The organism is Parvimonas oralis (assembly GCF_047608425.1).
GTDB lineage: Bacteria > Bacillota > Clostridia > Tissierellales > Peptoniphilaceae > Parvimonas.
Genome location: NZ_JBLKRS010000001.1, coordinates 1 through 24,357 on the forward strand (window position 1 = coordinate 1; position 24,357 = coordinate 24,357).

Sequence of the window (24,357 nt, forward strand, 5' to 3'; positions counted from 1 at the left end):
GTTGCAGAAATGCAAGAGAGATTCGATACAGAAAATGTCGTAGATAGGTCAGAGGTGTAAAGGTGGCAACATCAAAGCTAACTGATACTAATAAATCGAAAGCTTGACCAGAAATATATACTCTTTAGTTGGAAGGGTATTAAACAGAAATATATTGAAAAGAAGAAGAAAAGTAAACAAGTATGGCTGTAAGGCTTAAGAGGCTACTCTGTTCCCATCTCGAACACAGAAGTTCATGACCTAACAGCAATCTGAGATTGCGTCGTAGGTCAGATGCTAAGAAACTCCATTTGTGAAACAAATGGTAAGTTTCGACAGTGAAAGCTCAGAGCTTAACGGCAAAGAAAAGTAAATAAATAAGTATGGCTGTGATGGCTAGGAGGATACACCTGTTCCCATCTCGAACACAGAAGTTAAGCTCTTAAACGTCGAAGGTACTAGTACATCTCGTATTGGGAGAATAGAAAACAGCCAAACTCCTAGGTAGCTCAATGGTGGAGCACCCGGCTGTTAACCGGTAGGTTGTGGGTTCGAGCCCCACCCTGGGAGCCAATTGTGCCGGGGTGGCGGAACTGGCAGACGCACAGGACTTAAAATCCTGCGATGTTAACTCATCGTACCGGTTCGATTCCGGTCCTCGGCACCAGTTGTTTTTTTATATCGCGGGATGGAGCAGTTTGGTAGCTCGTCGGGCTCATAACCCGAAGGTCGTAGGTTCAAATCCTGCTCCCGCAACCATAAGAATAATCGAAAGATTATTCTTTTTTTGTGTTTAAATTGGCTTAAACTTAATAAATATTTTATATACTATAATTGCTCAAGATTTGATTTTAAAGCATATTTGTGTTAAAATAAAACGGTAAGGAGGCAAATATGAAAGAGAATTATCAATTATTGTTAGACAATATAATAAAAGAAAATGAAAAAAATAATTATGCACCAACTCTTTTACTACATTCATGTTGTGGACCTTGTAGCAGTTATTGTCTTGAGTATTTGTCTAATTATTTTAGAATTACAATTTTCTATTATAATCCTAACATATATCCTAAGGAAGAATATTTTTTCAGGGTTGAAGAGCAAAGAAAATTGATTGAAAAAATTAATGGAAAATATCCAATAAATATGCTTGTAGGTAAGTATGATGTTGACAGATTTTATAAAATTGTAAAAGGGATGGAAAAAATGAAAGAAGGTTCCATTCGTTGCCATAATTGTTATGAATTACGATTAAGAGAAGCTGCATTATTAGCAAAATCTGAAAAATTTGACTATTTTACGACAACTTTAACAATAAGTCCACATAAAAATTCACAAATTTTAAATGAAATTGGTCAAAAAATTGCCGAAGAAATTGGAGTAAAACATCTTCCATCTGATTTTAAAAAGAGAAATGGATATAAAAGAAGTGTTGAACTTTCTTTGATGTTTGGGATGTATAGACAAGATTACTGTGGATGTATTTTTTCTAAGTTGGAAAGAGAAGAATTTAAAAAGTTAAAAGAAAGCTCATAGCCTTCTTTTCTTATGTTCTTGTAGTTAAATGGATATAACAGTCCCCTCCTAAGGGACCGTTGTGGGTTCGATTCCCGCCAAGAACGCCAAAAAGTACATTTATTAATGTACTTTTTCTTTATAAAAATATAGTAGAATAATATATAAATATTTATTTAGGAGAAAGAATGAAAAATTTTTTTAATTTTATTTTTAGTAGGATTTTTTTCATATTTTGTATGGTCTTAATTCAACTATTATTTTTAACAGTATTTTTGATATATTTTAATAGATATTTTATTTATTTATACAGTTTAAACTTAATTGTTGGAATGATTTTTACATTTATAATTATAAATGATAATATTAATCCAGCTTTTAAAATAGCATGGATATTAATTGTAGTAGTTATTCCATTTTTAGGTGGAATAATTTATCTGACTTTTGGAGAAAAAAGGCTTTTAAAATCTGTAAAAAAGAGACTTTATGGTTTTTCTATCAAATTTAAAGATTCTATGGATTTGTCAAAAGACTATGATGTAGAAAACTTAAATGATTCCGATATGAATGTCTATAGACAGGCTAAATATATCAACAGTGCAACTGGCAGTCCAATATTCTTTAATACTGAAACTAAATATTATGGTTCAGGGGAAGATAGTTTTGAAGATTATTTAAATGACTTAAAATCTGCAGAAAAATTTATTTTTATGGAATATTTTATTATTTCAGAAGGTTTTTTCTTAAATACTGTTTTAAAAATTTTGAAAGAAAAAGTTAATACAGGTGTTGAAGTTAGAATTATTGTTGATGATGTCGGAAGTATTTTGACTTTATCTAACAAAAAGTTAGCGGAGATTAGAAATTCAGGAATACAAGTTGTAGAATTTAATAAAGTAAAAGGTATTATTTTGCCAAAACATAATAATAGGACACATAGAAAAATGACAATTATAGATGGGAAAATAGCTTATACAGGAGGAATAAATATTGCAGATGAATATATAAATGTTATTGAAAAATATGGTTATTGGAAAGATTCTGTTTTAAGACTTGAAGGTCATGCGGTTTGGCAATTTATAAATATGTTTATTTCTCTTTGGGATTATTCAACAGGTGAAAACACTGATATTTCAATTTTATACGATAGAAATGATATTCAGAAGAATTCTACAATTAAAGAGGAACTAGGGGTTGTAATTCCTTTTTCTGAAACGCCAGTTATGGAATCCACTAGTGAAAATATGTATTTGAATATGATTAGACGTGCAAATAGATATATCTATATAACAACACCTTATCTAATTATAACTTGGGAAATGGAAAAAGCATTAATTAGTGCTGCAAAAACAGGGGTAGATGTTAGAATTATAACACCACATATTCCAGATAAGAAATATGTTCATTTACTTACAAGATCTTTTTATAAAAATCTTGTTGATAATGGAGTAAAGATATATGAATTTGAAAAGGGATTTATCCATGCAAAGAATTTTCTTTGTGACGATGGATTTGTTGTTATTGGAAGTATAAATTTGGATTATAGGAGTCTTTATCTTCACTTTGAATGTGCTGTTTGGACATTTGGAACTCTAATAGTAAATGATGTAAAGGCAGATTTTGAAAATACTTTAAAAGAATCTATAGAAATAACACCTGAATGGATAAAATCAAGAAAATTAATTACGAGAATTTTGCAATCATTATTAAAATTATTTGCGCCATTAATGTAAAACGGACTTTTGCTTTTTAGTAAAAGTTCTTTTTTATTTTTTAAAATTTATATAATATATTTTTAAAGTTGTATTTATTAACAACATTATGATAAAATAATAGTCTAGAATATTATAAAAATGGAGATATTTATGAGAAATATTATGCTCACAATTAGTTATGACGGGAGTTTGTTTTTTGGTTTTCAAAAGCAAGAAAATGTTGTAACTGTTCAGGGAGAGATAGAGAATGCCCTAAAGAAAATTACCGGAGAAAATATTAATATTATATCAGCAGGAAGAACGGATAGAGGAGTTCATTCTTTAAGACATATAATAAATTTTCATACTGAAAGTAATGTAGGAGTTTTGAATTTTAAAACAGCTTTAAATCATTTTTTACCTATTGGGGTTAGAGTTTTGGATTCTAAAGAAGTTTCTGAGGATTTTCATTCAAGATTTGATGCTACAATGAAAACATATAAATATATTTTAAATTTAGACGAGGTTATGGATCCTATTTACTATAATTATAAGGCTAATTTTCCGTATCCTTTAGATATTGAAAAGATGCAAAGGGCGAAAGAGCATTTCATTGGAAAAAAGAGCTTCAAGGCATTTATGGGACCTAGAACAGGTAATACTAATCCTGTTAGAGAGATTAAGTCCTTTGAAATATATAAAGAAAATAATGATTTGATTTTTTTGATTAAGGGACAAAGTTTTATCAGAAATCAAGTTCGAATAATGGTCGGAACTCTGGTCGATATTGGCAGAGGATTGATTGAAGAAGATGAGCTTGAAAAAATTTTAGATAGTGAAGACAGAACTAGGGCGGGAATAACTTTAAGTCCAAATGGTCTTTATTTAATGGAGATTTTATATGATAAATTTTAGGGATTTAGATTTTCTAGTTGAAAGTTTAAGAAAAGTAGATACTGGGAAAAATCATATTTTGATAACCGGGAATATCAAGGTGGGAAAAAGTACCCTTTTAAGAGCTTTTATTAAAAAATATTACCAAAATTCAAAGATTGACGGTATTATGACAGAGCTTGTTATTACTGATAAATTTAGAATAGAACTTTTTAGATATGGAACGGAAGAAAGATTTATCATTGGGGAAAGGGAAAAAGAAATGAAATTTTATGATGAATTTTTCTTAAAAAAAAGTTATGAATTTATGGAAGATTTTAAAGATACTGATATTCTAGTTTTTGATGAGATAGGGAATAAGGAGTTACATTTGGATGAATATTGCAATAAATTACTTTCTCTTTTCGAAAAAAATAGAATTTTTGCAGTACTTAAGAAAGGTGGGAATCCAATAGTTAAAAATTTGGATAAATTGAAAAATTTTGTAATTTTTGATTTGGATAATTTTTATGAATAGAGATGAATATTTTATGAAATTCGCTTTAAAAGAGGCGAAAAAGGCGTATGATAAGGGAGAAGTGCCAATCGGTTGTGTAATTGTTAAAGATGATAGGATAATCGCTAGAGGACATAATCAGGTTTTGAACAGAAAAAGCGGAATCTATCATGCAGAAATTATAGCGATTAAAAAAGCAGGAAAAAAACTTGGTGATTTTAGACTTGAGGGTACAGAGATTTTTATAACACTTGAGCCATGTTGTATGTGTGCGGGAGCAATTATAAATAGTAGGATAAAAAGAGTTGTGATTGGAGCTATGGATATAAAAAGAGGTTTTTGTGGTTCAATAGAGAATGTTTTAGATAGACAAGAACTTAATCATAAGTCAATTATAGAAACTGGAGTTTTAGAGAATGAATGTTTAGATATTTTACAAGAATTTTTTAAAAATTTGAGGAGTGAAAAGAAAAAATAAATGAAATTAGTAGTTTGTTTAGATGAAAATAATGGAATAAGGTTTTTTCATAAAAGACAAAGTCAAGATGAGTTACAGAGAAAAAATCTTTTTGAATTAATTGGAAATTCAAAACTTTTTGTAAGTGAATATAGCTATGATTTATATAAGGATTTTGAATTTAATTTTGAAATTATTGATGAAAAAACAAAAATTATAGAAAATTCTGTTTTTTTATATGAAGGGGATTTTTTAGAAAAATTTTTATCATTAGTAGATGAAATTATAGTCTATTTTTGGAATAGAAATTATCCTTTTGATGAAGTTTTTGAGGAATTTTTAAAAGACTGTTGGAAAGAAAAAGAAGTCTTTGAGTTTAAAGGAAAGAGCCATGATAAAATTACGAGAAAAATATTCGTAAAGGAGAACAAAGATGAATAATAAGTTAAGAATTGATAAGAAAAATATTCGTATTTTTGGATCTTTGTTACTTATTGTGCTAACATTGTTTATTTCATTTTTTACTTATAGATATATTGAAAATAAGAATAAGAATAGTAATATAATTGGTCTTGATATAAATAATTTACCGGAATATAAAGGAAAGCCTTATGTAGTAATAAATAATAATGAGCCAAATTTTGAAAAAAGTGAATTAGTTCCAAAATCTTTTGAAAAATATTCTGAGCTTGACTATCTAAAGAGATGTGGAGTTGCAGATTCAATAATAGGTAAGGATTTAATGCCAACTTCAAAGAGAGAAAGTATTTCTTCTGTAAAGCCTTCAGGATGGAAATCTATAAAATATAATGGAATCGATGGTGGAAACTTATATAATCGTTGCCATCTGATTGGTTTTCAGCTTGCAGGAGAAAATGCAAATAAGAGAAATTTAATAACCGGGACAAGATATTTGAATACTAAAGGGATGTTACCTTTTGAAAATATGGTTGCAGATTATGTAAAGGAAACTAATAACCACGTTAGATACAGAGTAACACCGATTTTTGTAGGTAACGAACTTGTCGCAAGAGGAGTTCAAATTGAAGCGATTTCTATTGAAGATAACGGGAAAGCAATTAAATTTAATGTATATTGTTTTAATGTTCAGCCAAATATAGAAATAGATTATAAAACAGGAAATTCAAGGAGAAAGTAAATTATGAAAAATTTTAAAAAATATTCAATTTTTATGATATTTTTATTATTGTTATCTTCTTGTGGAAATCAAAAAATTTCACTTCCAAAATCTAAAGATTTAGAGTATATTAAAGTAATTGAAGTTGACAAAAAAACAAAAAATGAAAAAGAAGTAATAAAGATTGAAAAAGATGATGATATAAAGAATTTTATAGATACTGTATCGTCAGCTACAAAGACTAAAAAAGAATCTATTTCAGACGAACCTACAAATATTGATAAATATTTTAAAGTAAGTTTTTATCATAAAGAAGCTAAAAATAGCCCATCAATAATGTATATTTATAAATTCAATGATTATAGTGAAGATAAATATTATTATTTTGAACAACCATATACAGGAGTATTTAGAATAAAAAAAGATAAAGTAAATAAGATAAATTGGTTAAATAATTAATGTTGATTTTTTGTCTAAAAATGTGATAAAATTAATTTGGAAAAGTTTTCAATTATTACAATTAAAACTTTTTAATATTTGATAAGGAGGTATTATAGAATGATTGAGTTTAAAAATGTATCAAAAGTTTTTTCTAAAGGTGTAAAAGCCGTAGATAATGTCAGCTTTACTATTGAAGAGGGAGAAATTTTTGGATTTCTAGGACCTAACGGAGCCGGTAAGAGTACAAGTCTAAAGATGATGGTTGGAATTTTGGAACAAACTGAAGGGAAAATCACAGTTAATGGAGTTGATACTCTAGAAAATTCTATAAAGGTTAAGGAAATGATTAGTTATGTTCCTGATAATCCGGATATTTATACTAAGATGACAGGAATAAAATATTTGAACTTTATTGCTGATATTTATGGGATAGATGAAAAAATTAGAAAAGAAAAAATTGAAGAGTATAATCAGAAATTAGCTTTAGGAGATGCAATTTACAGTACTATAGACAGCTATTCTCACGGTATGCGTCAAAAATTAGTTTTGATTGGAGCGTTGATTACTTCTCCTAAGGTTTTAATTCTTGATGAACCAATGGTTGGATTGGATGTAAAGACATCCTTTAATTTAAAAAATATTTTAAGAGAATTTGCAGATAGCGGAAATACTGTAATTTTTTCAACACATGTTATGGAAGTTGCAGAAAAAATTTGTGATAAATTAGTTATAATAAATAAAGGAAAAATTGCATTTTGTGGTAAATTATCTGAATTGAAAACAGAAGAACATTCAAATGAAGATTTAGAAAAAATATTCTTGGAGTTGACAGACAATGAAAAAATCTAAATTATGGACTTTAATAAAATATTTTGTTTCAATTGATTTTTTTGCAATTTTATCTATAAGACAAAATATAAAAACCAAAGGAAAAAGGGCAGCAAGTTTTCAAGGTGCAATGGGGATTATTTTCTTTGCTATAATGTTTATATGGGGAGCTCCTAAACTTGGAAAATTCCTTGCTAACAATTTTCAAACTGAATTTGGAAAAGCGACCTTAACTACTTTTTCTGTAGGTATATTTATAGTAACATTATTTTTATCTTTAGCAACGGCGTTTGTTTTTATAGAAAAAAACAATGAAACAGAAATATTATTATCTTTACCAATATCCGGTAGTGATATATTTTTATCTAGAATATACTCTCTAGCAATAACATTTTTCATATCTTTCTTTTTGATTTTTGTTATTGCATTTGGAGTAACAGGATATACACTTGGAAAGGGAATAGATTTTTATATTTTTACTTTTTTAGGTCTAATATTACTTAATTTGGAGGCAATCTTATTAACAGGAGTTATAATATTAATTTTTGGTAAATTGCTTAGAACAAGTAAGATATTCAACAGATTTCTAAAATTGATTTACGGATTATTTACAATAGGATTATTTGTAGTATATATGATATTTACTCAAGCTGCTTCAAATCCTGCTTTAGGAATCAACTTAGGAAAAATTGTTGTAGATTTTGACAAAAAGCTTTCATCAATATTTTTCTTTGTAGTTTGGATGAAGAAAATATTGATTTCTGATAGTATCATTATATCTATTACAAATTTAGGAATAGGCTTAATTATTTGTATAGTCCTTTCATTCTTATTGAAATATTTTGCAGATAGAAATTATCTTGAAATTTTAAGAAGTGTAAATGTAGTTTCAAAAGAAAGTAAAGCAGTTATTGAAAAGAGAAAAAAACAAGGTGTTGCTCATTCAAGACAATATAAATTAGTTGTTTTATTCAAAAAAGAATTTAACGAAATTATAACAACGCCGACATATTTTATGCAGGTAATTATGATAGACTTAATGGTTCTAATTGGAGGCGGTATTGCTGTATATTATGGACTAAAGTTCAAATCACAATTAACATTTGCTATTAATTATTTAGTATCTACTACATCAATAGGTTATTTACTTATTGCCGGATTTGGAGTAGGAGCAGGTTTAGGACTTTTTTGTGGACTTTCTTCACTTACAACAAGTTCTGTTTCCAGAGAAGGAAAATCTTTTTGGGTAATAGCTACTGCACCGATAGGAATTAATACACATATAATCTCAAGAATTTTTGCTTGCCAAGTATTACATTTTATTTCTGCTTTAATAATTATAGCATTGTCAATGATTTTATATATTTTCAATCCTCTTGTATATGTTGCCGTTATATTTGGAATGTTTTTAACTTTATTTACAAGTGGAAGTTTAAATATGATTTTAGGACTGATTAATCCATATTTTGATTGGAAAACACCAAAAGAAGCATTAAATGGTGGTGCAGGCGGAATGAATGTATTTGTTTCTATTTTAATTAATTATGGCTTATACGGATTAATCATTTTTACAACTATTAAGATGTTTAAATGGAACTACGATGTACCATATATTGTTTTAGCGGATGTGATTATAATTTTGTTGACAGCAATAATATCTTATTTGATAGACAGAAAATTATTTAGGAGATTATTAAAGAGATTATAAATAAAAATTTCATGATAATTCACGATAGGATTAGAATTAAATTTTATATAAAAAAACAGAGTGATTTAATCGCTCTGTTTTTTTGACTTTTTAGATATTTTAACTGTTTCTTTTAGTAAATTATTCTTTAGTTCCCATAAATCTTTGGAAAGATCAACCTTATAAATATGAGGATTATCAAATCTTTTAAATTCATCCCAAAGACTTTCAACTTCACTCGCACAATATTTTCTTATTTCTTCAATATCCGGAAGTTTGTAAATTAATTCTCCGTTTTTGAAAATTTGTTTTAACATAGGTCTTAGGATATAATCATCGTAAGTAGTTGTCTTCCAAGTGTAAATAGGGTGGAAAATTGAAATAGGTTTACTTTCATCAATTTTTTCATCAAATAATGTAATCAAATCAGCTTCTGCTTTATTTGTTTTTCTATCATATATTCTATATAGATTTTTAACTCCGGGTGTTGTAATTTTATCAACATTTTCTGAGACTTTTATCTTTGGAATAATCTTTCCGTCTTCTTCTATTGCTACTAATTTATAAACTCCACCAAAGACTGGATGAGTTTTTGAAGTTATAAGTCTTTCTCCGATTCCAAAGGAATTAATTTCCGCTCCTTGATGTAATAAATCTCTAATAGTATATTCATCAAGTGAGTTTGAAACTACTATTTGTGCATCTTCATATCCTGCATCATCCAACATTTTTCTAGCTTGTTTAGAAAGATATGCCAAATCTCCACTGTCAAGTCTGATTCCTTTTGGTCTTATTCCCATGGGTTTAAGAACTTCATCAAAAGTCTTTATTGCATTTGGCACACCTGATTGTAAGGTATTATAGGTATCGACAAGTAATACACAATTATTTGGGAAAGATTTTGCAAAGGCTTTAAAAGCATCCAATTCAGTATCAAACATTTGTACCCAAGAGTGAGCCATTGTTCCAAGAACCGGAATATTAAATAATTTTCCTGTTAAAACATTTGAAGTACCATCAATACCTGCAATATATGAAGCCTTTGCTCCATATACGGAAGCATCAATTCCTTGTGCACGTCTTGCACCGAATTCCATAACAGCTCTACCTTTTGCTGCTCTTTTAATTCTATTTGACTTTGTTGCGATTAAACTTTCGTGATTTATTATCAATAGAGCTATTGTTTCTATTAATTGTGCTTGAACAGCAGGTCCTCTTACAGTCATTATAGGTTCATTAGGGAAGATTACACTTCCTTCAGGAACTGACCAAATATCGCATTCAAACTTAAAGTTTTCTAAAAAATTTAAAAACTTATCATCAAAAGTATTCAAAGATTTAAAATATTCTATATCTTCCTTATTGAATTTCATTGAATTAAGAATTTCAGTTAAATGTTCTAAACCCGAAAAAATCGCATAACTTGCGTTGTCAGGATTATTTCTATAAAAAATATCAAAATATGTAATTTTATCATCCATATTTTCATTAAAATATCCTTGAGCCATAGTGTATTCATAAAAATCTGAAAGAATAGAAATATTGAATTCATTAAAATTTCTGTTCATAAAAAACCTCCATAGAAATTCTATTTATTTAATAAATATTCAAGGTCATGATCAAGAATAAAAATTCTATCATGTATTTGTTTTTGCCATTCTGTATCAAAATTACCTTCACTATTTACAAAAAAGTTGGAATCCATATAACGAATAATAATATATAGACTATTTTTTTGATCAAAACCGTTTCCCCAAGAAAAATCAATTCCATTTCCGGTATTTCTTGTAACAATTGCCTCAATTAGAGGTAAAGTAATTTCGTTACAAGGAATTCTCATATCAGGAATATTCCAGAATGTTTTTTTCTCCTTTTTGTATATTAAAAGGTTTGAAATTGTACCATTTGATGCACATTGTACTCTACGAATTTCATTAATATTTATGCTATGCTTTGCTCCGGAGATAACACCATTAGAAATACGAATAGCTTTTTCTCTCAAACTACGAGCTAAATCTATATCCAAAGTATCAAGATTATTTGGAAAATCTTTTGTAAGTTTGTATGCAGCATGAGCTAGAAGTATAGACTTAGTTTCTAAAATATTATGACAATCATTTATAATTGTAGTGTCTGATGTAAAATCAATCGGAGCTGACTTATCTTTCTTTTCAAATAATAAATTATAATTTGAATTAGAATTACAATAGCTAAGTGCTATTATATAGGAAATTTTATCAAATGAAATATCAAAACTCTTCTTTTCTTTTTTTGCATCTTCATAAGATACTCCATCTTTTCTTACAGTTAAAACACTTCCGTCTTTCCGAGTAAATTTCATATGTTGCTTTTCAAATAAAGTTTTCATAAATCCCCCTTAAATTTATTTATTATAACAATTTCTATTATAACACTTTTAATAATTTTTTTCTATTTATTTATATTATATCACATTTACATCAAATGGAAATAAAAACTATTCTTATTTATGGATTATTTTTTATTTTTGTGATACAATATTAATAATTAGAATTATTCTAATGAAATTTTAATTTTAAAAATTTCTCAAATGGGGGTACTATATGAAAAATATTTCAAAAAAAGTTTTTGGTTTAATTTTGGCAGGAACTGTGTTGATTACAGGTTGTACTGCGAAAACCGAAAAAAAAGATAATGGAGAGAATACAAAGAGTAAATTAAAGGTTGTAACTACAATTTTTCCTGAATATGATATAACAAGAGCAATTGCAAAGGATAAAATTGATTTGGAATTGATGGTAAAACCGGGAGTTGATGTTCATTCATTTAATCCGACTCCACAAGATATAAAAACAGTTGAAAATGCTGATATGTTTATCTATGGTGGAACAGATCATGATAAATGGGTTGAAACTTTGACTAAAAGTATAGATATGAAAAATAAAAAAGTCGTTAAGTTGGTTGACGGTATTAAACAGCTTGAAGAAGAAACAGTTGATGGAATGAAACATGAACATAATCATGATGAAAAAGAGCATGACCACGACCATGAACACGAAAAAGAAGAGAAACACAATCATAAAGATGAAGAAAAACATAGTCATAAAGATGAAAAGAATCATAATCATAAGCATAACGAAAAAGAAGAAAAAGAAGAACATGATAAGCATCATGAAAAAGAATTGGATCCACATTATTGGACATCACCTAAAAATGCGATTTTAATGGCGAAAAGTATAACTGATGCATTGGTTGAAAAAGATCCTGCTAATGCTGAGTTTTATAAAGAAAATGCTAAAAATTATATCAAGCAACTTGAAGATGTTGATAAAGAATTACACGATGTTGTAGATAAAGCAAAGACTAAAAAAGTTGTTATTGCAGATAGATTTCCTTTTAGATATTTATTTGCTGACTTAGGCTTAGAATATAGAGCGCTATTTTCAGCTTGTAGTGTTGAGGCAACAGCAAGTGCAGGACAAATAAAACAAATGGTTGATTATATAAAAGAAAATAAAATTCCGGTAGTATATCGTATCGAAATGGGTAAAGGTGAAATGGCTGAAACTGTTGCAAAAGATTCCGGAGCAAAGGTTAAACTTTTACATTCAATTCATACTGTAACTAAGGATGAGTTTGATAAGGGTATAACTTATATAGATCTTATGAAAAAGAATGTTGAAGCATTAAGAGAAGGACTTAATTAATGAGAGAAAAAATTTTAGTTTGTGAAAATTTAGAAATTTTTTACAAAAATAATAAAATAATTGATAATTTAAGTTTTTCCGTTGATGAGGGAGATTTCTTCCTCATCTTAGGAAAAAATGGAGTAGGAAAATCTACTCTAATGAAAGGAATTTTAGGCTTAAAAAATATTTCTTCAGGAGAAATAAAGAAAAATTTTAAAATTTGTGGATATATGTCTCAAGAAATTTTATTAAAAAAAGAATTCCCATCAACAATATGGGAATTTGTTTTATCTTCAAGAGCCGTTTATTCAAAATTTTTCTATACTTCAAAAGATAGGGAAATAGTTAAGGAGAATTTAAAAAAATTAAATATTTGGGATATTAAAGATAAGAGTATAAGCTCTCTTTCCATAGGACAAAGACAGAGAGTTTTACTTTGTAGATGTCTTTGTATATCTGAAAAAATTATATTTTTGGACGAGCCTACAAATTCTTTGGATATCAATGTTAGAAAAATGTTATATGATATTTTGGAAAAACTAAATAAAGAAGGACTTACTATTGTTATGATAAGTCATGATGAAGAGGCTTTTAAATATTCAAACAGAGCTTTGGTTTTAGGAAAAGAAAATAAAGTCATCGAAAATGTTTTGGAAAAATTTGAAAAGGGGGAAATTAAATTTGATTAGTATAATTTCAGAAATGTTAAGTTATCCCTTTATGGTAAAGGCAATAATCGTTGGACTTTTAATTTCAATAAGCTCTGCTCTACTTGGAATAACTTTAGTTTTAAAGAGATATGCAATGATAGGAGTAGGACTTTCAAATGTTTCCTTTGCCGCTCTATCAATCGCTCTTTCTTTTGATATTTCTCCAATGGAATTTTCTATGCCGATAGTAATTGTAGCGGGAATTATCCTTTTAAAATATGGAGAAAAATATAATATAAGTAGTGATACTGCGATTGCTCTTTTAAGCTGTGTTTCCGTTTCTATTGGGGTAACTTTTACTGCTGTAACCAAAGGACTAAATGTTGATGTATGTAATTACTTATTCGGAAGTATATTGATAATGAAAAGAAGTGATATGTACATCAGTTTTGTATTGGGAATTGTGGTTTTAATTTCATATATTTTATTGTATAATAAAATATATACTATTACTATTGATGAAGATTTTGCAAAGGCTAGTGGATTAAATGTAAATCTATACAATACTTTAGTTACAATTCTAATTTCTGTTACCATAGTTATTGGAATGAAATTTATGGGAAGTATGTTAATTTCATGTTTAATTATATTTCCTGCAATGACTTCTATGAGAATTTTTAAAAGCTATAAAATTGTAGTTATTTCATCAGTTATAATTTCAGTAATGGCATTATTTATAGGAATAACTCTATCATATATCTATTCTACACCGACAGGTGCGAGTGTGGTATTAGTTAATTTAGTTTTATTTATTTTATCCTGCATAGTAAGGAGGTTTATAAGTGAATAAAAAAATATTGAGTTTAGTATTATCTTGTCTATTATTATGTTCTTGTTCAAAATCTGACAGTAATAAATTTGTTACAAACAAAGAGAATAAAAATGATTTAAAAAGTGCTTTAAAGGATGACCCGGAAAATGCCGGAACCGATAAAGATAAAAAATCTACTGAAACTGATAAAAATCAAAATCCTGACGATTATAAAATAGAAAGACATAAAAATCAAGATAATTCTAATAATGAATACAAACAACCTGAAAAAAAAGATGAACTTACAAAAGACCAACTTAATGAAAAAAGAGATGCAGATTCAAAGGACGGAATAATAAATATTTCCGATGGAATATTTTTGGCTCTTGTAAATGATATTTATGTAAATAAAGATGAATATATAGGTAAAAAAGTTAGAATTTCAGGGCAAAATGTAAGATTTGAAGATAAAGATACAGGAGAGGTTATCTATGCTATTTTAAGAGAGGGACCGGGTTGTTGTTATAATGACAGCGTAATCGGATTTGAATATATTACTGATGGAAAATATCCTGAAAAGGATAAATGGTATGAAATGATTGGTGAAGTAATAGTAGATAAATATAAATCCGGAAAAGTTGTCAAACTCAAACTAATTGAGATAAAAGAAGTAGAACCGAAAGGAAAATTAATTCATTTTCAAAACTAATTGGGGATAATATCTCCAATTTTTTTGTAAATTGGGTATAAATATCAAAACAAAAAAATTAGATATAAAAAGCAATTTATGATATAATAATTATAGATTTATGCCTTATGATAAAGCTGTAATTATTTCATCATAATTACATTATTTTAATTATCAAAAAGAGATTATGATATAATAACAACAATGAATAAGTTTCTAAATAAGTTGTTATTTAAGAAAAAAACAAAAAGGATAAAAATATGGTATTAGATAATTTATATTTAATAGTTGCAATTACTGAAAAAAGTAATGCAATAGGTAAGGATAATAATTTATTGTATTTTCTAAAAGAAGATATGAATTTTTTTAAAGAAAAAACTTGTGGAAATTCTATAATTTGTGGGAGAAAAACTTTTGAAGGTTTTAAAATTAAACCTCTCCCAAAAAGAAAAAATATTGTTTTGACAAATAGTGATTTTTCTTTTGACGGAGTAATGACATTTAAAAATATAGAAGATTTGATTAATTTCATAAAAGAAAATCCAAGTGAAAAGTTTTTTGTTTGTGGAGGAATGAGTATTTATAAGCAATTAATTGGTTTTTGCTCAAGAATGTATATTACAAAATATGAAGAAAAAGAAATAATAGATGCGGATAGTCATTTTCCTGATATTGATGAAAGTATGTGGAAGATTACTGAAAAAAATGAAGGTAAAAATGAAAATCCAAAATTGACTTTCTATAATTATGAAAGGATTTAAAATATGAAAAATGAAGATATAAATATAAAAAAGGGTAGAAAAAAACAGAATAAAGCAAAAAAATGGTTTTGGAATATATTATTTGTAATATGTTTGGGAGTCTTTGCTTATTCTGCAGGACATATAATAAAAGATTATTATGGTTCATATAAGGCAGGGAAAGATTTAAACAGTTTAAAGGAAACTGTTTTTAAGGCGCCGTCGGCAAATTCAGGCGAAAAAGAAAAAAATACCGAAAAAGTTGTAAACTTGGAAGAATTAAAAAAATTAAATTCCGATTCGATAGGTTGGCTTGAAATTCCGGGAACAAATATAGATGAGCCTTTAGTTCAAGGCAAAGACAATGATTACTATTTATGGAGAGATTTTAAGAAAAACACTTATCCTGTAACAGGAACTTTATTTTTAGATATGTATAATAAGGCTGATTTTTCTGAAAGAATTACTTATATATTTGGACATAATATTTGGGATAAAACTAAATTTTATGACTTAAGAAAATTTGAAGATCAATCATTTTTAGAAAGTCATAAGACATTTTATGTTTATACAGAAAAAGGAAAGTTAGAATATGAAGTACTGGGAATTGACTTGGTGGATCCTGACACTTCACTTTATGAACTAAGTTCAAAGAGAAATGAAGATGTAAAGGCGATGAAAAAAGAATTGGCTAAACATATTCCAAAAGCTGAAGTTGATAAGATTGATGAAAATACAAAACTTCTAATGCTTGTAACTTGTAAGACACCGGATGATAATACTGCGAGAAGAATTTTGTTTGCAAAATTAAAAGAGAAGTAAATTTTTAAGGAGATTTTACATCTCCTTTGTTTTTTGTGAAAAATTGTAAATTTTAAGGATTTATAGTATAATTTGTATTGACATTAGAGTTTTTGGTCTTAATATAAAGGAGAATTATGGACAAGATAAGTATTATTGTACCTGTATATAATGTAGAAAAATATGTAAAAAAATGTTTGGAGTCAATTGCAAATCAAACATATAAGAATATAGAGATTATAATAGTAAATGATGGAGCGACAGACAATAGTGAAAATATATGTAGAGAATTTGTTCAAAGTGAAAACAGAGCAAAACTTTATACTAAAGAAAATGGCGGATTATCAAGTGCAAGAAATCATGGAATGAGGTTTGCAACTGGAAAATATGTATTATTTATAGATTCTGACGATTACATTGCAGAGGGAATGGTTGAAGAACTTTATAAAAATATAAAAAAAGAAGATGCTGATGTATCTGTTTGTGGAGTTTATAATGTCTATTCAGACAATCAATCTCCACAATGTAAGGAAGAAATTTATTTTTGTTGTGGAAAAGAAAGATTTTTAAAAGAGTATTTTATCGGAGAAAAAATTCCCGGAACTATCTGTAATAAACTCATATCCTATGAAATCGCAAGTAAGATTTTATTTCCAGTTGGAAAAATTTATGAGGATGCTTTTTATCAGTTTGAGCTTGTAAAATATGCTAAAAATTATGTTGTAACTACAAAGCCTTATTATTATTATTTTCATAGAGAAAATAGCATTACAACAAAGCCATATACTGTAAAAAATATGAATTGTATAGAGATTTATTCCAATTTTTATGACTATATAAATAGAGAAATTCCTTCTCTTTCAGAATATGCTTTTTTCAGGCTTTCCTACGCTCATTTTATGGTTTTTGATAAAATGTTATTGAGTAAAAAATATAAAGATATTTCAGAATATAATGAAGTTTTAGGATTTTTAAAGAAAAATTTTTGGAGAATTTACAAAAATAAAAATTTCAGAAAAGGTAGAAGAATTGCCGTGTTAATGCTAAAATTAAATATTAAATTATATAGATTTTTACTTTTAAAAGATTTAAAGAAAAAAGGGGTAAATGCTTAATGGAAAAAAAATATCTTTCTATGGATGAAATAAAATCCGTAGAACTTGAAATTTTAAAATATGTTCATAATTTTTGTGTTAAAAATGATATAAAATATTTTATAAATTATGGTACATTAATTGGAGCAGTAAGACATAAGGGATTTATTCCTTGGGATGATGATATAGATATTTGTATGTTTAGAAAAGACTATGAAAAGTTTATAGATTTATTTTCAAAAGATGATGGAATTTATAAGATTTTGTCTTTAGAAACTGATGACAAATACTATAATAATTTTATTAAAATTGTAAATTCAAAGACTAAAATTGAAGACGAAAGAAATTATAAAACTTATAATTCAGGAATTTTTATTGACATTTTTCCAATGGACTTTTTTGATGATTTAAGTTTAGTTGAAAAAACATATAAATTGGAAAGTTTTAAACTTCTATCTTTTTCAAAAAAAGAAAATATTCAGTATGGAGACAGCAAACTGAAAGATTTTATAAGATTGTTTTTCTGGACAATATTAAAACCTGCATCTCCAAGATTTTTTGCGAAAAAAATCAAAAAAGCTGTTGAAAGTTATTTCAAAGAAAATGGAAAGTATTTAGGAGTTGTAGGTTGTTCAAAGTGGAAATATGATGATGTGTTTGACTATAATCCGTTTGACGAACTGATAGAGATTGACTTTGAAGATTGTCATTTTTTTGCACCGAAGAAATATGATGAGATTTTGAGAAAATACTATGGGGATTATATGGAATTTCCACCTGCTGAAAAGAGAGTATATCCTCATGAAATTAAGGCTTATTATATAGATTAGGAGAATTAAGATGAAAGAAAGACTCACAGTTGATGAGCTAAAAAAATATGAATTAAATATTTTAAAGTTTATTGATTATGTTTGTAAAAAATATAATATAAAATATTTTGTAAGTTATGGAACTTTACTTGGAGCAGTTAGACATAAAGGCTTTATTCCTTGGGATGATGACATTGATGTTGCAATGTTTAGAGAAGATTATGAGAGATTTCAAAGAGCTGTTATTGAAGAAAATAATGAAAGATATACAATTCTATCCAAGGATAATAGTGATTGGTATTTTCAAAACTTTTTTGTAGTAATAGATAAACATACTCTTTTGGAAGATAGTGTAAAGAGAAATAGAAGAGATAGTAATGTTTTTGTTGATATATTTCCTATTGATAAATTTAATGACTTAAATTTTGTGAAAAAAGCTCATTTGATGGTAACTTTAAAACATATTTGTTTCATAAAGAAAAAATATATAATTCATAAAGATAGCAGAATAAAAGATTTTTGTAGAGTTGTCTTTTGGTATTTGTTGGCATTTGTAAATCCAAGATATTTCACAAAGAAAATTGATAAACTTGTTGAAAGATATTCTGATGATAATGGTATTTATGAGGCAGCTGTAGGAGTTGATAAAACAGGAATGAAGGAAGTTTTTGAAACAGGAACTTATGAAGAGCTGATAGAATTACCTTTTGAAGATATGATGGTACCAGCTCCTAAAAATTATGATAAGATTTTAACTCAATTTTATGGAGATTATATGCAAAAGCCTTCAGATGCGGAAATTGAATATAAATCACATCTATTAGATGCTTACAGAATAAAATAAGGGAGAAATAATTTTAGATATGGCAAAAAATATAAAGGTTAATGCTTTAACGAGTATTTTAGTTAGAGTTTTTAATATTCTGTTTCCTCTGATTACGGGACCATACCTTGCTAGAATTTTGAGTAAGGAGGCTTATGGGGAATTTAACGCTGCAAATTCTATATTAAATTTGTTTATTCCATTTGCTGCATTTGGAATTTATAGTTATGGAATTCGTTCGATAAGTAGAGTTAAAAATAATATGAAAGAAATAAGTAAAAATTTTACTGTTCTTTTTTCTATAAATGTAATTAGTTCTTTGAGTATTGGGATGTTGTATATTGGATATATGCTTTTAAATGTAAATTCCAATATGTATATGTTATATATCGCACTTAGTATTCAGATTTTTACACAATTTGTAACTATAGAGTGGATGAATGAGGCTTTTGAAAATTACGGTTTTATACTTTTTAAGACATTATTTATCCGTGTACTAATGCTTGTTTCGATTTTTGCATTTGTACGAAAAGCTGATGATATTGTTAATTATGCTTTTATTTTATCAATTACAAATCTTATAAATTATTTAATAAGTTTTTATTTTATAAAAAGAAAAGTAAAATTTGTAAAAATTGAATTACAAGATATCTTAGTTCATATAAAACCGTTGATTGGAATGTTGCTTTTAGCTAATTCATATATGTTATATACTGCATTAGATAGAGCTTTCCTTTCATTACTAGATGCAAAGATTTCAGTTTCATATTATACTTTTGCTTTGTCGATAGCTCAACTTATTACAAGCGTAGTTTATTCTATAATAGTAGTAAGTATTCCAAGGCTTTCATATTATCATGGAAATAGCGATGAAAAAAATTATTCAGAATTATTAAATCAAGTTGCCAAGACTTTTTTATTCTTGGTAATTCCTATGGGGATAGGATTAAGCTGTGTTGCCAATGAAGTAATGCTGATATATGCAGGTGAAAAATATTTAGAAGCTGGTTTTATTTTAAAACTGTTTTCTCTTAGAATAGTTATGTGGGCTTTGGATCAACTTCTTGCAAATCAAGTTTTATTTGTAAGGGGATATGAAAAAAATATAACTGCATTCTATTTTATAGGTGGATTTATGAACTTAATTTTAAATATAGTTTTATTTAAATTGAAAGTTGTTCAACCTGAATACTTTGTCTATACAACTTTATTTTCTGAAATTGTGGTATTGATAATTCAAGTTTACTTTATAACTAAGAGAAATATAATTTCTATAAATGGAATATTAAAATCTTATGTGAAATATGTATTATGTTCTATTCCGTTTTTTGCAATAACTTATGGAATAAATCATATTTTAAAATATTCATTGACATTGAATTTACAATTTTTTATAAGAGTTTTAGCCATTATTGTATCTTGCGTTCTATACTATTTTATAATTATGTTAATTACAAAGGACAAAATTTTATTTATTACAATTGATGGAATAAAAAGTAAATTCACAGTTAGAAAATATAAATTCAAAGCAAAAAATCATAATTCAGAGTAATAATTTTAAAGTTCTAAAATTAAATTTTTAGAACTTTTTTCTTGTTCATTTTTCTATTATATGATATAATTTATGAACAAGTTAATTAAGGAGGTATTTATGCTGACAATACAACAATTTGATATTTTAAATCTATTTTATAAAAATAAAAATAAAAAATTTACCCAAAGAGAAATATCAGATATTACAAAATTTTCTTTAGGAAAAGTTAATGAAACTTTAAAAGAATTAAAAAATAATGAATTTATAGATAAAGATTTAAATATTACTGATAAAGGGTTTGTGGCATTAGAGCCATATAAAGTTGATAATGCAATTATAATGGCTGCGGGAATGAGTTCAAGATTTGCTCCTCTTTGTTATGAGAATCCAAAAGGTCTTTTAAATGTTAAGGGAGAAAAATTAATTGAAAGAGAAATATTGCAACTAAAAGAAGCAGGAATTGAAGATATTACCTTAGTTGTAGGATATATGAAGGAAAAGATGTTTTATTTAGCTGAAAAATTTGGCATAAATATAGTAGTTAATGAAGATTATTACAGATTTAATAATACTTCTTCTCTAATTTTGGTTACTGAAAAATTAAAAAATACTTATATATGTTCTTCAGATAATTATTTTCCAAAAAATCCTTTTGAAAAATATGTTTATAGAGCATATTATTCAGCTGTTTATCAAGAAGGAGAAAGTGATGAATATTTTGCGGAATGTGATAAAAAGGGCAGAATAAAAGGAATAACAATTGGTGGAAAAGACGATTGGATAATGTTGGGACATGTATTTTTCGATAGAGAATTTAGTGATAAATTTGTAAAATTGTTAAAAGCAGAATATCACGAACCAATAGTTCGTGAGAATTTATGGGAAACTTTTTATATGCGTCATCTAAAAGAGCTTGATAATATGTATATCAGAAAATATGATGTAGAAGACATAAAAGAATTTGACTCTTTAGACGAATTAAGACTTTTTGACGAAAAATATGTTACTAATTCGGATTCTAAAATATTTCAAAATGTTTGTGGTGTTCTAAAATGTAATGAAGAAGAAATAAAGGATATTAAACCTATAAAGATGGGAATGACTAACACTTCTTTCAAATTTAGTTATAATGGGAATTCGTATGTTTATAGACATCCGGGTCCCGGAACAGAGTTAATTATAAATAGAAAAAGTGAGTTTGACTCAATGAAAATTGCAAAAGAGTTAGGTTTAGATGATACTTATATTTATATGGACGCAAATAGCGGATGGAAAATTTCGAAATTTATCGAAGATGTAAAAATTCTTGATTATGACGATAAAAAGAATGTAAAAAGGGCAATCTCTATGCTTAAGAAATTGCATACAAGTGGTAAAGAAACAGATTATAAATTTAATATCTTTGATGAAATTGAAAACTTTAAAATTAAAATAAAAAATTCACATCGTGATGATTTTGAAGATATTAATGTAATGAATGATAAAATTTATAGATTAAAATCCTTTATTGAAAAAGATGGTTTAAAAGAATGTCTTTGTCATTGCGATAGCTATGATTTGAATTTTTTAATGGACAATAGAGATGAAATGTACTTAATTGATTGGGAATATTCTGCAATGTCAGATCCCGCAGGAGATATTGGTTGTTTTATTACTTGCTCAACATACTCTTTTGATGAGGCTATGGATGTAATAAAAGAATATTTTGACGGAAATCCATCAGTTGAAGAATTAAGACATTATATTGCCTATGTCGCAGTAAGCTCATTTTATTGGTTCTTATGGGCAATTAATCAAGAAATTCAAGGAAAGAGCATTGGTGAATATTTATATATTTGGTATAACCATACTAAAGAATATGCTGACTATGCTTTGAAATTATATGAACAAGGAGAAAGTGATGAATAATCTATCTATTGAAAAAATTATTTATGAAGAAACAGAAAAAAGATTAGAAATAATGTCTAAAGAAGATTATGAATTTCCTAAAAAAATTACGAAAACAGATTGGATTCTTATTTGGGGAATTGTAATAATTTCTATATTTTTAGTTATATTATGCATGATAGGAGTAATTGAATAATGAGTGGAAAATTAAATTATATTCAACAGGAGACGGTAACAGGAGTTGTTCCTATGATGAATTCGGAAAGAAAGTATTCTTTCTTAGATTTATTTTTAACTACAAGCGGTTTTGCAATTGCAACTTGGTGTTATACGCAAGGAGCTTATGTTGCACAATTTTTAGGATTCAAACAGATGATTATAAATATTTTCTGTTTTAATCTAATATTTGTTATGATAGAATGTTTACCGGTTTTGTTTGCTGTGCGTTATGGAATAGATTTGTGGATATGGTTGAGAAGTGTTTTAGGAGAAAAAGGTGTTGCAATTTTATCGACAGTTATAAGTTTTGCCAACTTCGGTTGGTATGCGGTTGCGGCAAATCTCTTTGCATCATCTATGATTAATCTTGCATTAAGTTTTGGTGTTGAATTAAATCCTGTAATTTTTAAACCGTTACTTGGAACGGTATGTGTTGTTCTTGGAACTTTAATTGCGCTTGGAGGTCCTGAGGTTATTAAGTGGACAAACAGATTTTTAGTTATGGCTTTGCTTATAGTTGGAGTTATAATAGTTGCGATTTGTCTTTTTGCAGTTCCTCTTTCTGATATATTAAAAGTTAAACCTGTTTTAGCCGAAGGAACTACAAAATTACAAAACTTTATGTTATCTGCAGAAGGAAATATTGCATTTGCGTTTTCTTGGTCAACACAGGCTCTTGTACTGCCAAGACTTGCAAAATCTGAAAAAAGCGGATATTGGGCAACAAGTTTATCCTATGGAGCTGTAGCACCTTTCTTCGTAGCTACAGGAGGGGTTATGGCGTTGGCGATGTTTGTAAGAACAGGTGTATATGAAAGTGATCCTACAAAAATGTTATCTACTTTGGCAACTCCCGGATTTGCATTATTAAGTTTACTTTTAGTTGCTTTTGCTAATATTGGAACACAGGGAACAGGTTCTTATGTAAATTGTATGATAATAAAGAGCGGTATGCCTAAACTTAGCTACAAAAAATTAGTTATTATAGCCATGATTTATGTTAGCGGATTGACTATTTGGGGCGGAGTTGAAGAATATTTCGGTTCATTTATTTCATTGGCTGCATATATTCAAGGACCTATAATTGGAATGATAGTTGTAGATTATTTAATTGTAAGGAAAAGAATGTTATCTCTAAAATCCGCCTTTTTTATTAAGGGGCACGATGCATATAAGTTTACAAACGGATTTAACTTGGTGGGTCTTGGAGTTGTGATAATAACTTTTGCATTAGCAATGTTATTCGTTTATAATCCAATGACAGGAATGATTAAAAGCAATCTGTTCTTAGTTACAACAGGTAGTGGTTTTACGGCAATTTTTGGAGGACTTTTATATTGGATTGCAAGTTTAACTCCTTTAAAATGTTATATGTTAAAAGATAGAAATGATTTGGAAATACTATAGAATATTTTAAAGACAACTGTAAAAAAAGTTGTCTTTTTTGTCGGTTTTTTGGGTATTCAATAGTTGTTGTTATTGAAAAAAAGTATTGTTTATGTTA

At 27.4% G+C, this 24,357-nt stretch carries 25 protein-coding genes, 4 tRNA genes and 2 rRNA genes; 29 read left to right on the forward strand and 2 right to left on the reverse strand.

Translation table 11 applies throughout. The annotated features are described in order from the left end of the window. The 16 genes from ACMX2D_RS00005 to ACMX2D_RS00080 all read left to right on the forward strand — a co-directional run. Nucleotides 1-111 (forward strand): 23S ribosomal RNA (locus tag ACMX2D_RS00005); the annotation flags it as partial. A gap of 250 nt (nucleotides 112-361) precedes the next feature. Beyond that, nucleotides 362-477, forward strand: a 5S ribosomal RNA gene (gene rrf / locus ACMX2D_RS00010). After that, nucleotides 478-552: transfer RNA gene (locus ACMX2D_RS00015), tRNA-Asn, on the forward strand. It begins immediately after the preceding rRNA gene. Between the two features lie 5 nt (nucleotides 553-557). Continuing rightward, nucleotides 558-646 (forward strand) — tRNA-Leu (locus ACMX2D_RS00020). A 15-nt stretch (nucleotides 647-661) separates the two neighbouring features. After that, nucleotides 662-738 (forward strand) — tRNA-Met (locus tag ACMX2D_RS00025). Nucleotides 739-873: 135 nt separating this feature from the next. Next, nucleotides 874-1,515: an epoxyqueuosine reductase QueH gene (locus tag ACMX2D_RS00030; RefSeq protein ID WP_414972235.1), complete on the forward strand. Its 642-nt coding sequence runs from the start codon at nucleotides 874-876 to the stop codon at nucleotides 1,513-1,515. Nucleotides 1,516-1,529: 14 nt separating this feature from the next. Continuing rightward, a tRNA-Arg gene (locus ACMX2D_RS00035) sits at nucleotides 1,530-1,604 on the forward strand. 78 nt (nucleotides 1,605-1,682) lie between these two features. Then, a complete protein-coding gene (gene cls, locus ACMX2D_RS00040; RefSeq protein ID WP_414971110.1) occupies nucleotides 1,683-3,227 on the forward strand; it encodes a cardiolipin synthase in 1,545 nt (514 codons plus the stop codon). Between the two features lie 132 nt (nucleotides 3,228-3,359). Next, nucleotides 3,360-4,103 (forward strand): tRNA pseudouridine(38-40) synthase TruA, encoded by a 744-nt coding sequence (gene truA / locus ACMX2D_RS00045; RefSeq protein WP_414972236.1) that lies wholly within the window; start codon nucleotides 3,360-3,362, stop codon nucleotides 4,101-4,103. Continuing rightward, nucleotides 4,090-4,599 (forward strand): nucleoside-triphosphatase, encoded by a 510-nt coding sequence (locus tag ACMX2D_RS00050; RefSeq protein ID WP_009448409.1) that lies wholly within the window; start codon nucleotides 4,090-4,092, stop codon nucleotides 4,597-4,599. The genes truA and ACMX2D_RS00050 overlap by 14 nt, the downstream gene beginning before the upstream one ends. Continuing rightward, complete coding sequence (tadA, locus tag ACMX2D_RS00055; protein WP_414972237.1) at nucleotides 4,592-5,056, forward strand: tRNA adenosine(34) deaminase TadA; 465 nt, start codon at nucleotides 4,592-4,594, stop codon at nucleotides 5,054-5,056. Before ACMX2D_RS00050 ends, tadA begins: the two co-directional genes overlap by 8 nt. Beyond that, a complete protein-coding gene (locus tag ACMX2D_RS00060; protein WP_414972238.1) occupies nucleotides 5,057-5,476 on the forward strand; it encodes a hypothetical protein in 420 nt (139 codons plus the stop codon). Continuing rightward, nucleotides 5,469-6,194: a DNA/RNA non-specific endonuclease gene (locus tag ACMX2D_RS00065; protein ID WP_414972239.1), complete on the forward strand. Its 726-nt coding sequence runs from the start codon at nucleotides 5,469-5,471 to the stop codon at nucleotides 6,192-6,194. The genes ACMX2D_RS00060 and ACMX2D_RS00065 overlap by 8 nt, the downstream gene beginning before the upstream one ends. Before the next feature lie 3 nt (nucleotides 6,195-6,197). Then, entirely contained in the window at nucleotides 6,198-6,632 is a 435-nt protein-coding gene (locus ACMX2D_RS00070; protein ID WP_414972240.1) for a DUF5301 domain-containing protein, read from the forward strand. Nucleotides 6,633-6,731: 99 nt separating this feature from the next. Then, complete coding sequence (locus ACMX2D_RS00075; protein WP_414972241.1) at nucleotides 6,732-7,463, forward strand: ABC transporter ATP-binding protein; 732 nt, start codon at nucleotides 6,732-6,734, stop codon at nucleotides 7,461-7,463. Beyond that, a complete protein-coding gene (locus ACMX2D_RS00080) occupies nucleotides 7,450-9,150 on the forward strand; it encodes a hypothetical protein (RefSeq protein WP_414972242.1) in 1,701 nt (566 codons plus the stop codon). The genes ACMX2D_RS00075 and ACMX2D_RS00080 overlap by 14 nt, the downstream gene beginning before the upstream one ends. 65 nt (nucleotides 9,151-9,215) lie before the next feature. Here the strand turns inward: ACMX2D_RS00080 and ACMX2D_RS00085 are convergent, their stop codons facing one another. Continuing rightward, nucleotides 9,216-10,697: a nicotinate phosphoribosyltransferase gene (locus tag ACMX2D_RS00085; protein ID WP_414972243.1), complete on the reverse strand. Its 1,482-nt coding sequence runs from the start codon at nucleotides 10,695-10,697 to the stop codon at nucleotides 9,216-9,218. 20 nt (nucleotides 10,698-10,717) lie between these two features. Beyond that, a complete protein-coding gene (locus ACMX2D_RS00090; RefSeq protein ID WP_414972245.1) occupies nucleotides 10,718-11,497 on the reverse strand; it encodes a hypothetical protein in 780 nt (259 codons plus the stop codon). Nucleotides 11,498-11,711: 214 nt separating this feature from the next. Here ACMX2D_RS00090 and ACMX2D_RS00095 point away from each other — a divergent pair, with 214 nt between their 5' ends. The 13 genes from ACMX2D_RS00095 to ACMX2D_RS00155 all read left to right on the forward strand — a co-directional run bounded on the left by ACMX2D_RS00095 (nucleotide 11,712) and on the right by ACMX2D_RS00155 (nucleotide 24,260). Next, nucleotides 11,712-12,815 (forward strand): metal ABC transporter substrate-binding protein, encoded by a 1,104-nt coding sequence (locus tag ACMX2D_RS00095; protein ID WP_414972246.1) that lies wholly within the window; start codon nucleotides 11,712-11,714, stop codon nucleotides 12,813-12,815. Continuing rightward, the gene (locus ACMX2D_RS00100) at nucleotides 12,815-13,486 is read left to right on the forward strand and encodes a metal ABC transporter ATP-binding protein (protein WP_414972248.1); all 672 of its coding nucleotides are present in this window, start codon (nucleotides 12,815-12,817) and stop codon (nucleotides 13,484-13,486) included. The genes ACMX2D_RS00095 and ACMX2D_RS00100 overlap by 1 nt, the downstream gene beginning before the upstream one ends. Then, the gene (locus tag ACMX2D_RS00105) at nucleotides 13,479-14,297 is read left to right on the forward strand and encodes a metal ABC transporter permease (RefSeq protein WP_009448099.1); all 819 of its coding nucleotides are present in this window, start codon (nucleotides 13,479-13,481) and stop codon (nucleotides 14,295-14,297) included. The genes ACMX2D_RS00100 and ACMX2D_RS00105 overlap by 8 nt, the downstream gene beginning before the upstream one ends. Continuing rightward, complete coding sequence (locus tag ACMX2D_RS00110) at nucleotides 14,290-14,967, forward strand: TIGR03943 family putative permease subunit (protein WP_414972249.1); 678 nt, start codon at nucleotides 14,290-14,292, stop codon at nucleotides 14,965-14,967. The genes ACMX2D_RS00105 and ACMX2D_RS00110 overlap by 8 nt, the downstream gene beginning before the upstream one ends. A 239-nt stretch (nucleotides 14,968-15,206) precedes the next feature. Then, nucleotides 15,207-15,707 (forward strand): dihydrofolate reductase, encoded by a 501-nt coding sequence (locus ACMX2D_RS00115; RefSeq protein ID WP_414972250.1) that lies wholly within the window; start codon nucleotides 15,207-15,209, stop codon nucleotides 15,705-15,707. A 3-nt stretch (nucleotides 15,708-15,710) separates the two neighbouring features. Next, nucleotides 15,711-16,508 carry a class B sortase gene (gene srtB, locus ACMX2D_RS00120; RefSeq protein WP_414972251.1) on the forward strand — a complete coding sequence of 266 codons (798 nt, stop codon included), beginning with the start codon at nucleotides 15,711-15,713 and terminating at the stop codon, nucleotides 16,506-16,508. Between the two features lie 116 nt (nucleotides 16,509-16,624). Next, nucleotides 16,625-17,602: a glycosyltransferase family 2 protein gene (locus ACMX2D_RS00125; protein WP_414972252.1), complete on the forward strand. Its 978-nt coding sequence runs from the start codon at nucleotides 16,625-16,627 to the stop codon at nucleotides 17,600-17,602. Next, nucleotides 17,602-18,411: a LicD family protein gene (locus tag ACMX2D_RS00130; protein ID WP_414972253.1), complete on the forward strand. Its 810-nt coding sequence runs from the start codon at nucleotides 17,602-17,604 to the stop codon at nucleotides 18,409-18,411. The genes ACMX2D_RS00125 and ACMX2D_RS00130 overlap by 1 nt, the downstream gene beginning before the upstream one ends. Before the next feature lie 10 nt (nucleotides 18,412-18,421). Then, on the forward strand, nucleotides 18,422-19,234 hold the full coding sequence (locus ACMX2D_RS00135; RefSeq protein WP_414972254.1) for a LicD family protein: 813 nt from the start codon (nucleotides 18,422-18,424) through the stop codon (nucleotides 19,232-19,234). Nucleotides 19,235-19,253: 19 nt separating this feature from the next. Beyond that, the gene (locus ACMX2D_RS00140) at nucleotides 19,254-20,765 is read left to right on the forward strand and encodes an oligosaccharide flippase family protein (RefSeq protein ID WP_414972255.1); all 1,512 of its coding nucleotides are present in this window, start codon (nucleotides 19,254-19,256) and stop codon (nucleotides 20,763-20,765) included. Nucleotides 20,766-20,864: 99 nt separating this feature from the next. Beyond that, nucleotides 20,865-22,655, forward strand: coding sequence for a phosphotransferase (locus tag ACMX2D_RS00145; RefSeq protein ID WP_414972256.1), 1,791 nt, complete (start codon nucleotides 20,865-20,867; stop codon nucleotides 22,653-22,655). Beyond that, nucleotides 22,648-22,830, forward strand: coding sequence for a hypothetical protein (locus ACMX2D_RS00150; protein WP_414971087.1), 183 nt, complete (start codon nucleotides 22,648-22,650; stop codon nucleotides 22,828-22,830). The genes ACMX2D_RS00145 and ACMX2D_RS00150 overlap by 8 nt, the downstream gene beginning before the upstream one ends. Continuing rightward, nucleotides 22,830-24,260, forward strand: coding sequence for a cytosine permease (locus ACMX2D_RS00155; RefSeq protein WP_414972257.1), 1,431 nt, complete (start codon nucleotides 22,830-22,832; stop codon nucleotides 24,258-24,260). Before ACMX2D_RS00150 ends, ACMX2D_RS00155 begins: the two co-directional genes overlap by 1 nt. Nucleotides 24,261-24,357: the final 97 nt, after the last annotated feature.

Excerpts from the sequence above, each read along its gene's own strand:
- ACMX2D_RS00030 (WP_414972235.1), top strand. The coding sequence starts at position 874 with ATGAAAGAGAATTATCAATTATTGTTAGACAATATAATAAAAGAAAAT.
- cls (WP_414971110.1), top strand. The coding sequence starts at position 1,683 with ATGAAAAATTTTTTTAATTTTATTTTTAGTAGGATTTTTTTCATATTT.
- truA (WP_414972236.1), top strand. The coding sequence starts at position 3,360 with ATGAGAAATATTATGCTCACAATTAGTTATGACGGGAGTTTGTTTTTT.
- ACMX2D_RS00050 (WP_009448409.1), top strand. The coding sequence starts at position 4,090 with ATGATAAATTTTAGGGATTTAGATTTTCTAGTTGAAAGTTTAAGAAAA.
- tadA (WP_414972237.1), top strand. The coding sequence starts at position 4,592 with ATGAATAGAGATGAATATTTTATGAAATTCGCTTTAAAAGAGGCGAAA.
- ACMX2D_RS00060 (WP_414972238.1), top strand. The coding sequence starts at position 5,057 with ATGAAATTAGTAGTTTGTTTAGATGAAAATAATGGAATAAGGTTTTTT.
- ACMX2D_RS00065 (WP_414972239.1), top strand. The coding sequence starts at position 5,469 with ATGAATAATAAGTTAAGAATTGATAAGAAAAATATTCGTATTTTTGGA.
- ACMX2D_RS00070 (WP_414972240.1), top strand. The coding sequence starts at position 6,198 with ATGAAAAATTTTAAAAAATATTCAATTTTTATGATATTTTTATTATTG.
- ACMX2D_RS00075 (WP_414972241.1), top strand. The coding sequence starts at position 6,732 with ATGATTGAGTTTAAAAATGTATCAAAAGTTTTTTCTAAAGGTGTAAAA.
- ACMX2D_RS00080 (WP_414972242.1), top strand. The coding sequence starts at position 7,450 with ATGAAAAAATCTAAATTATGGACTTTAATAAAATATTTTGTTTCAATT.
- ACMX2D_RS00085 (WP_414972243.1), bottom strand. The coding sequence starts at position 10,697 with ATGAACAGAAATTTTAATGAATTCAATATTTCTATTCTTTCAGATTTT.
- ACMX2D_RS00090 (WP_414972245.1), bottom strand. The coding sequence starts at position 11,497 with ATGAAAACTTTATTTGAAAAGCAACATATGAAATTTACTCGGAAAGAC.
- ACMX2D_RS00095 (WP_414972246.1), top strand. The coding sequence starts at position 11,712 with ATGAAAAATATTTCAAAAAAAGTTTTTGGTTTAATTTTGGCAGGAACT.
- ACMX2D_RS00100 (WP_414972248.1), top strand. The coding sequence starts at position 12,815 with ATGAGAGAAAAAATTTTAGTTTGTGAAAATTTAGAAATTTTTTACAAA.
- ACMX2D_RS00115 (WP_414972250.1), top strand. The coding sequence starts at position 15,207 with ATGGTATTAGATAATTTATATTTAATAGTTGCAATTACTGAAAAAAGT.
- srtB (WP_414972251.1), top strand. The coding sequence starts at position 15,711 with ATGAAAAATGAAGATATAAATATAAAAAAGGGTAGAAAAAAACAGAAT.
- ACMX2D_RS00125 (WP_414972252.1), top strand. The coding sequence starts at position 16,625 with ATGGACAAGATAAGTATTATTGTACCTGTATATAATGTAGAAAAATAT.
- ACMX2D_RS00130 (WP_414972253.1), top strand. The coding sequence starts at position 17,602 with ATGGAAAAAAAATATCTTTCTATGGATGAAATAAAATCCGTAGAACTT.
- ACMX2D_RS00135 (WP_414972254.1), top strand. The coding sequence starts at position 18,422 with ATGAAAGAAAGACTCACAGTTGATGAGCTAAAAAAATATGAATTAAAT.
- ACMX2D_RS00140 (WP_414972255.1), top strand. The coding sequence starts at position 19,254 with ATGGCAAAAAATATAAAGGTTAATGCTTTAACGAGTATTTTAGTTAGA.
- ACMX2D_RS00145 (WP_414972256.1), top strand. The coding sequence starts at position 20,865 with ATGCTGACAATACAACAATTTGATATTTTAAATCTATTTTATAAAAAT.
- ACMX2D_RS00150 (WP_414971087.1), top strand. The coding sequence starts at position 22,648 with ATGAATAATCTATCTATTGAAAAAATTATTTATGAAGAAACAGAAAAA.
- ACMX2D_RS00155 (WP_414972257.1), top strand. The coding sequence starts at position 22,830 with ATGAGTGGAAAATTAAATTATATTCAACAGGAGACGGTAACAGGAGTT.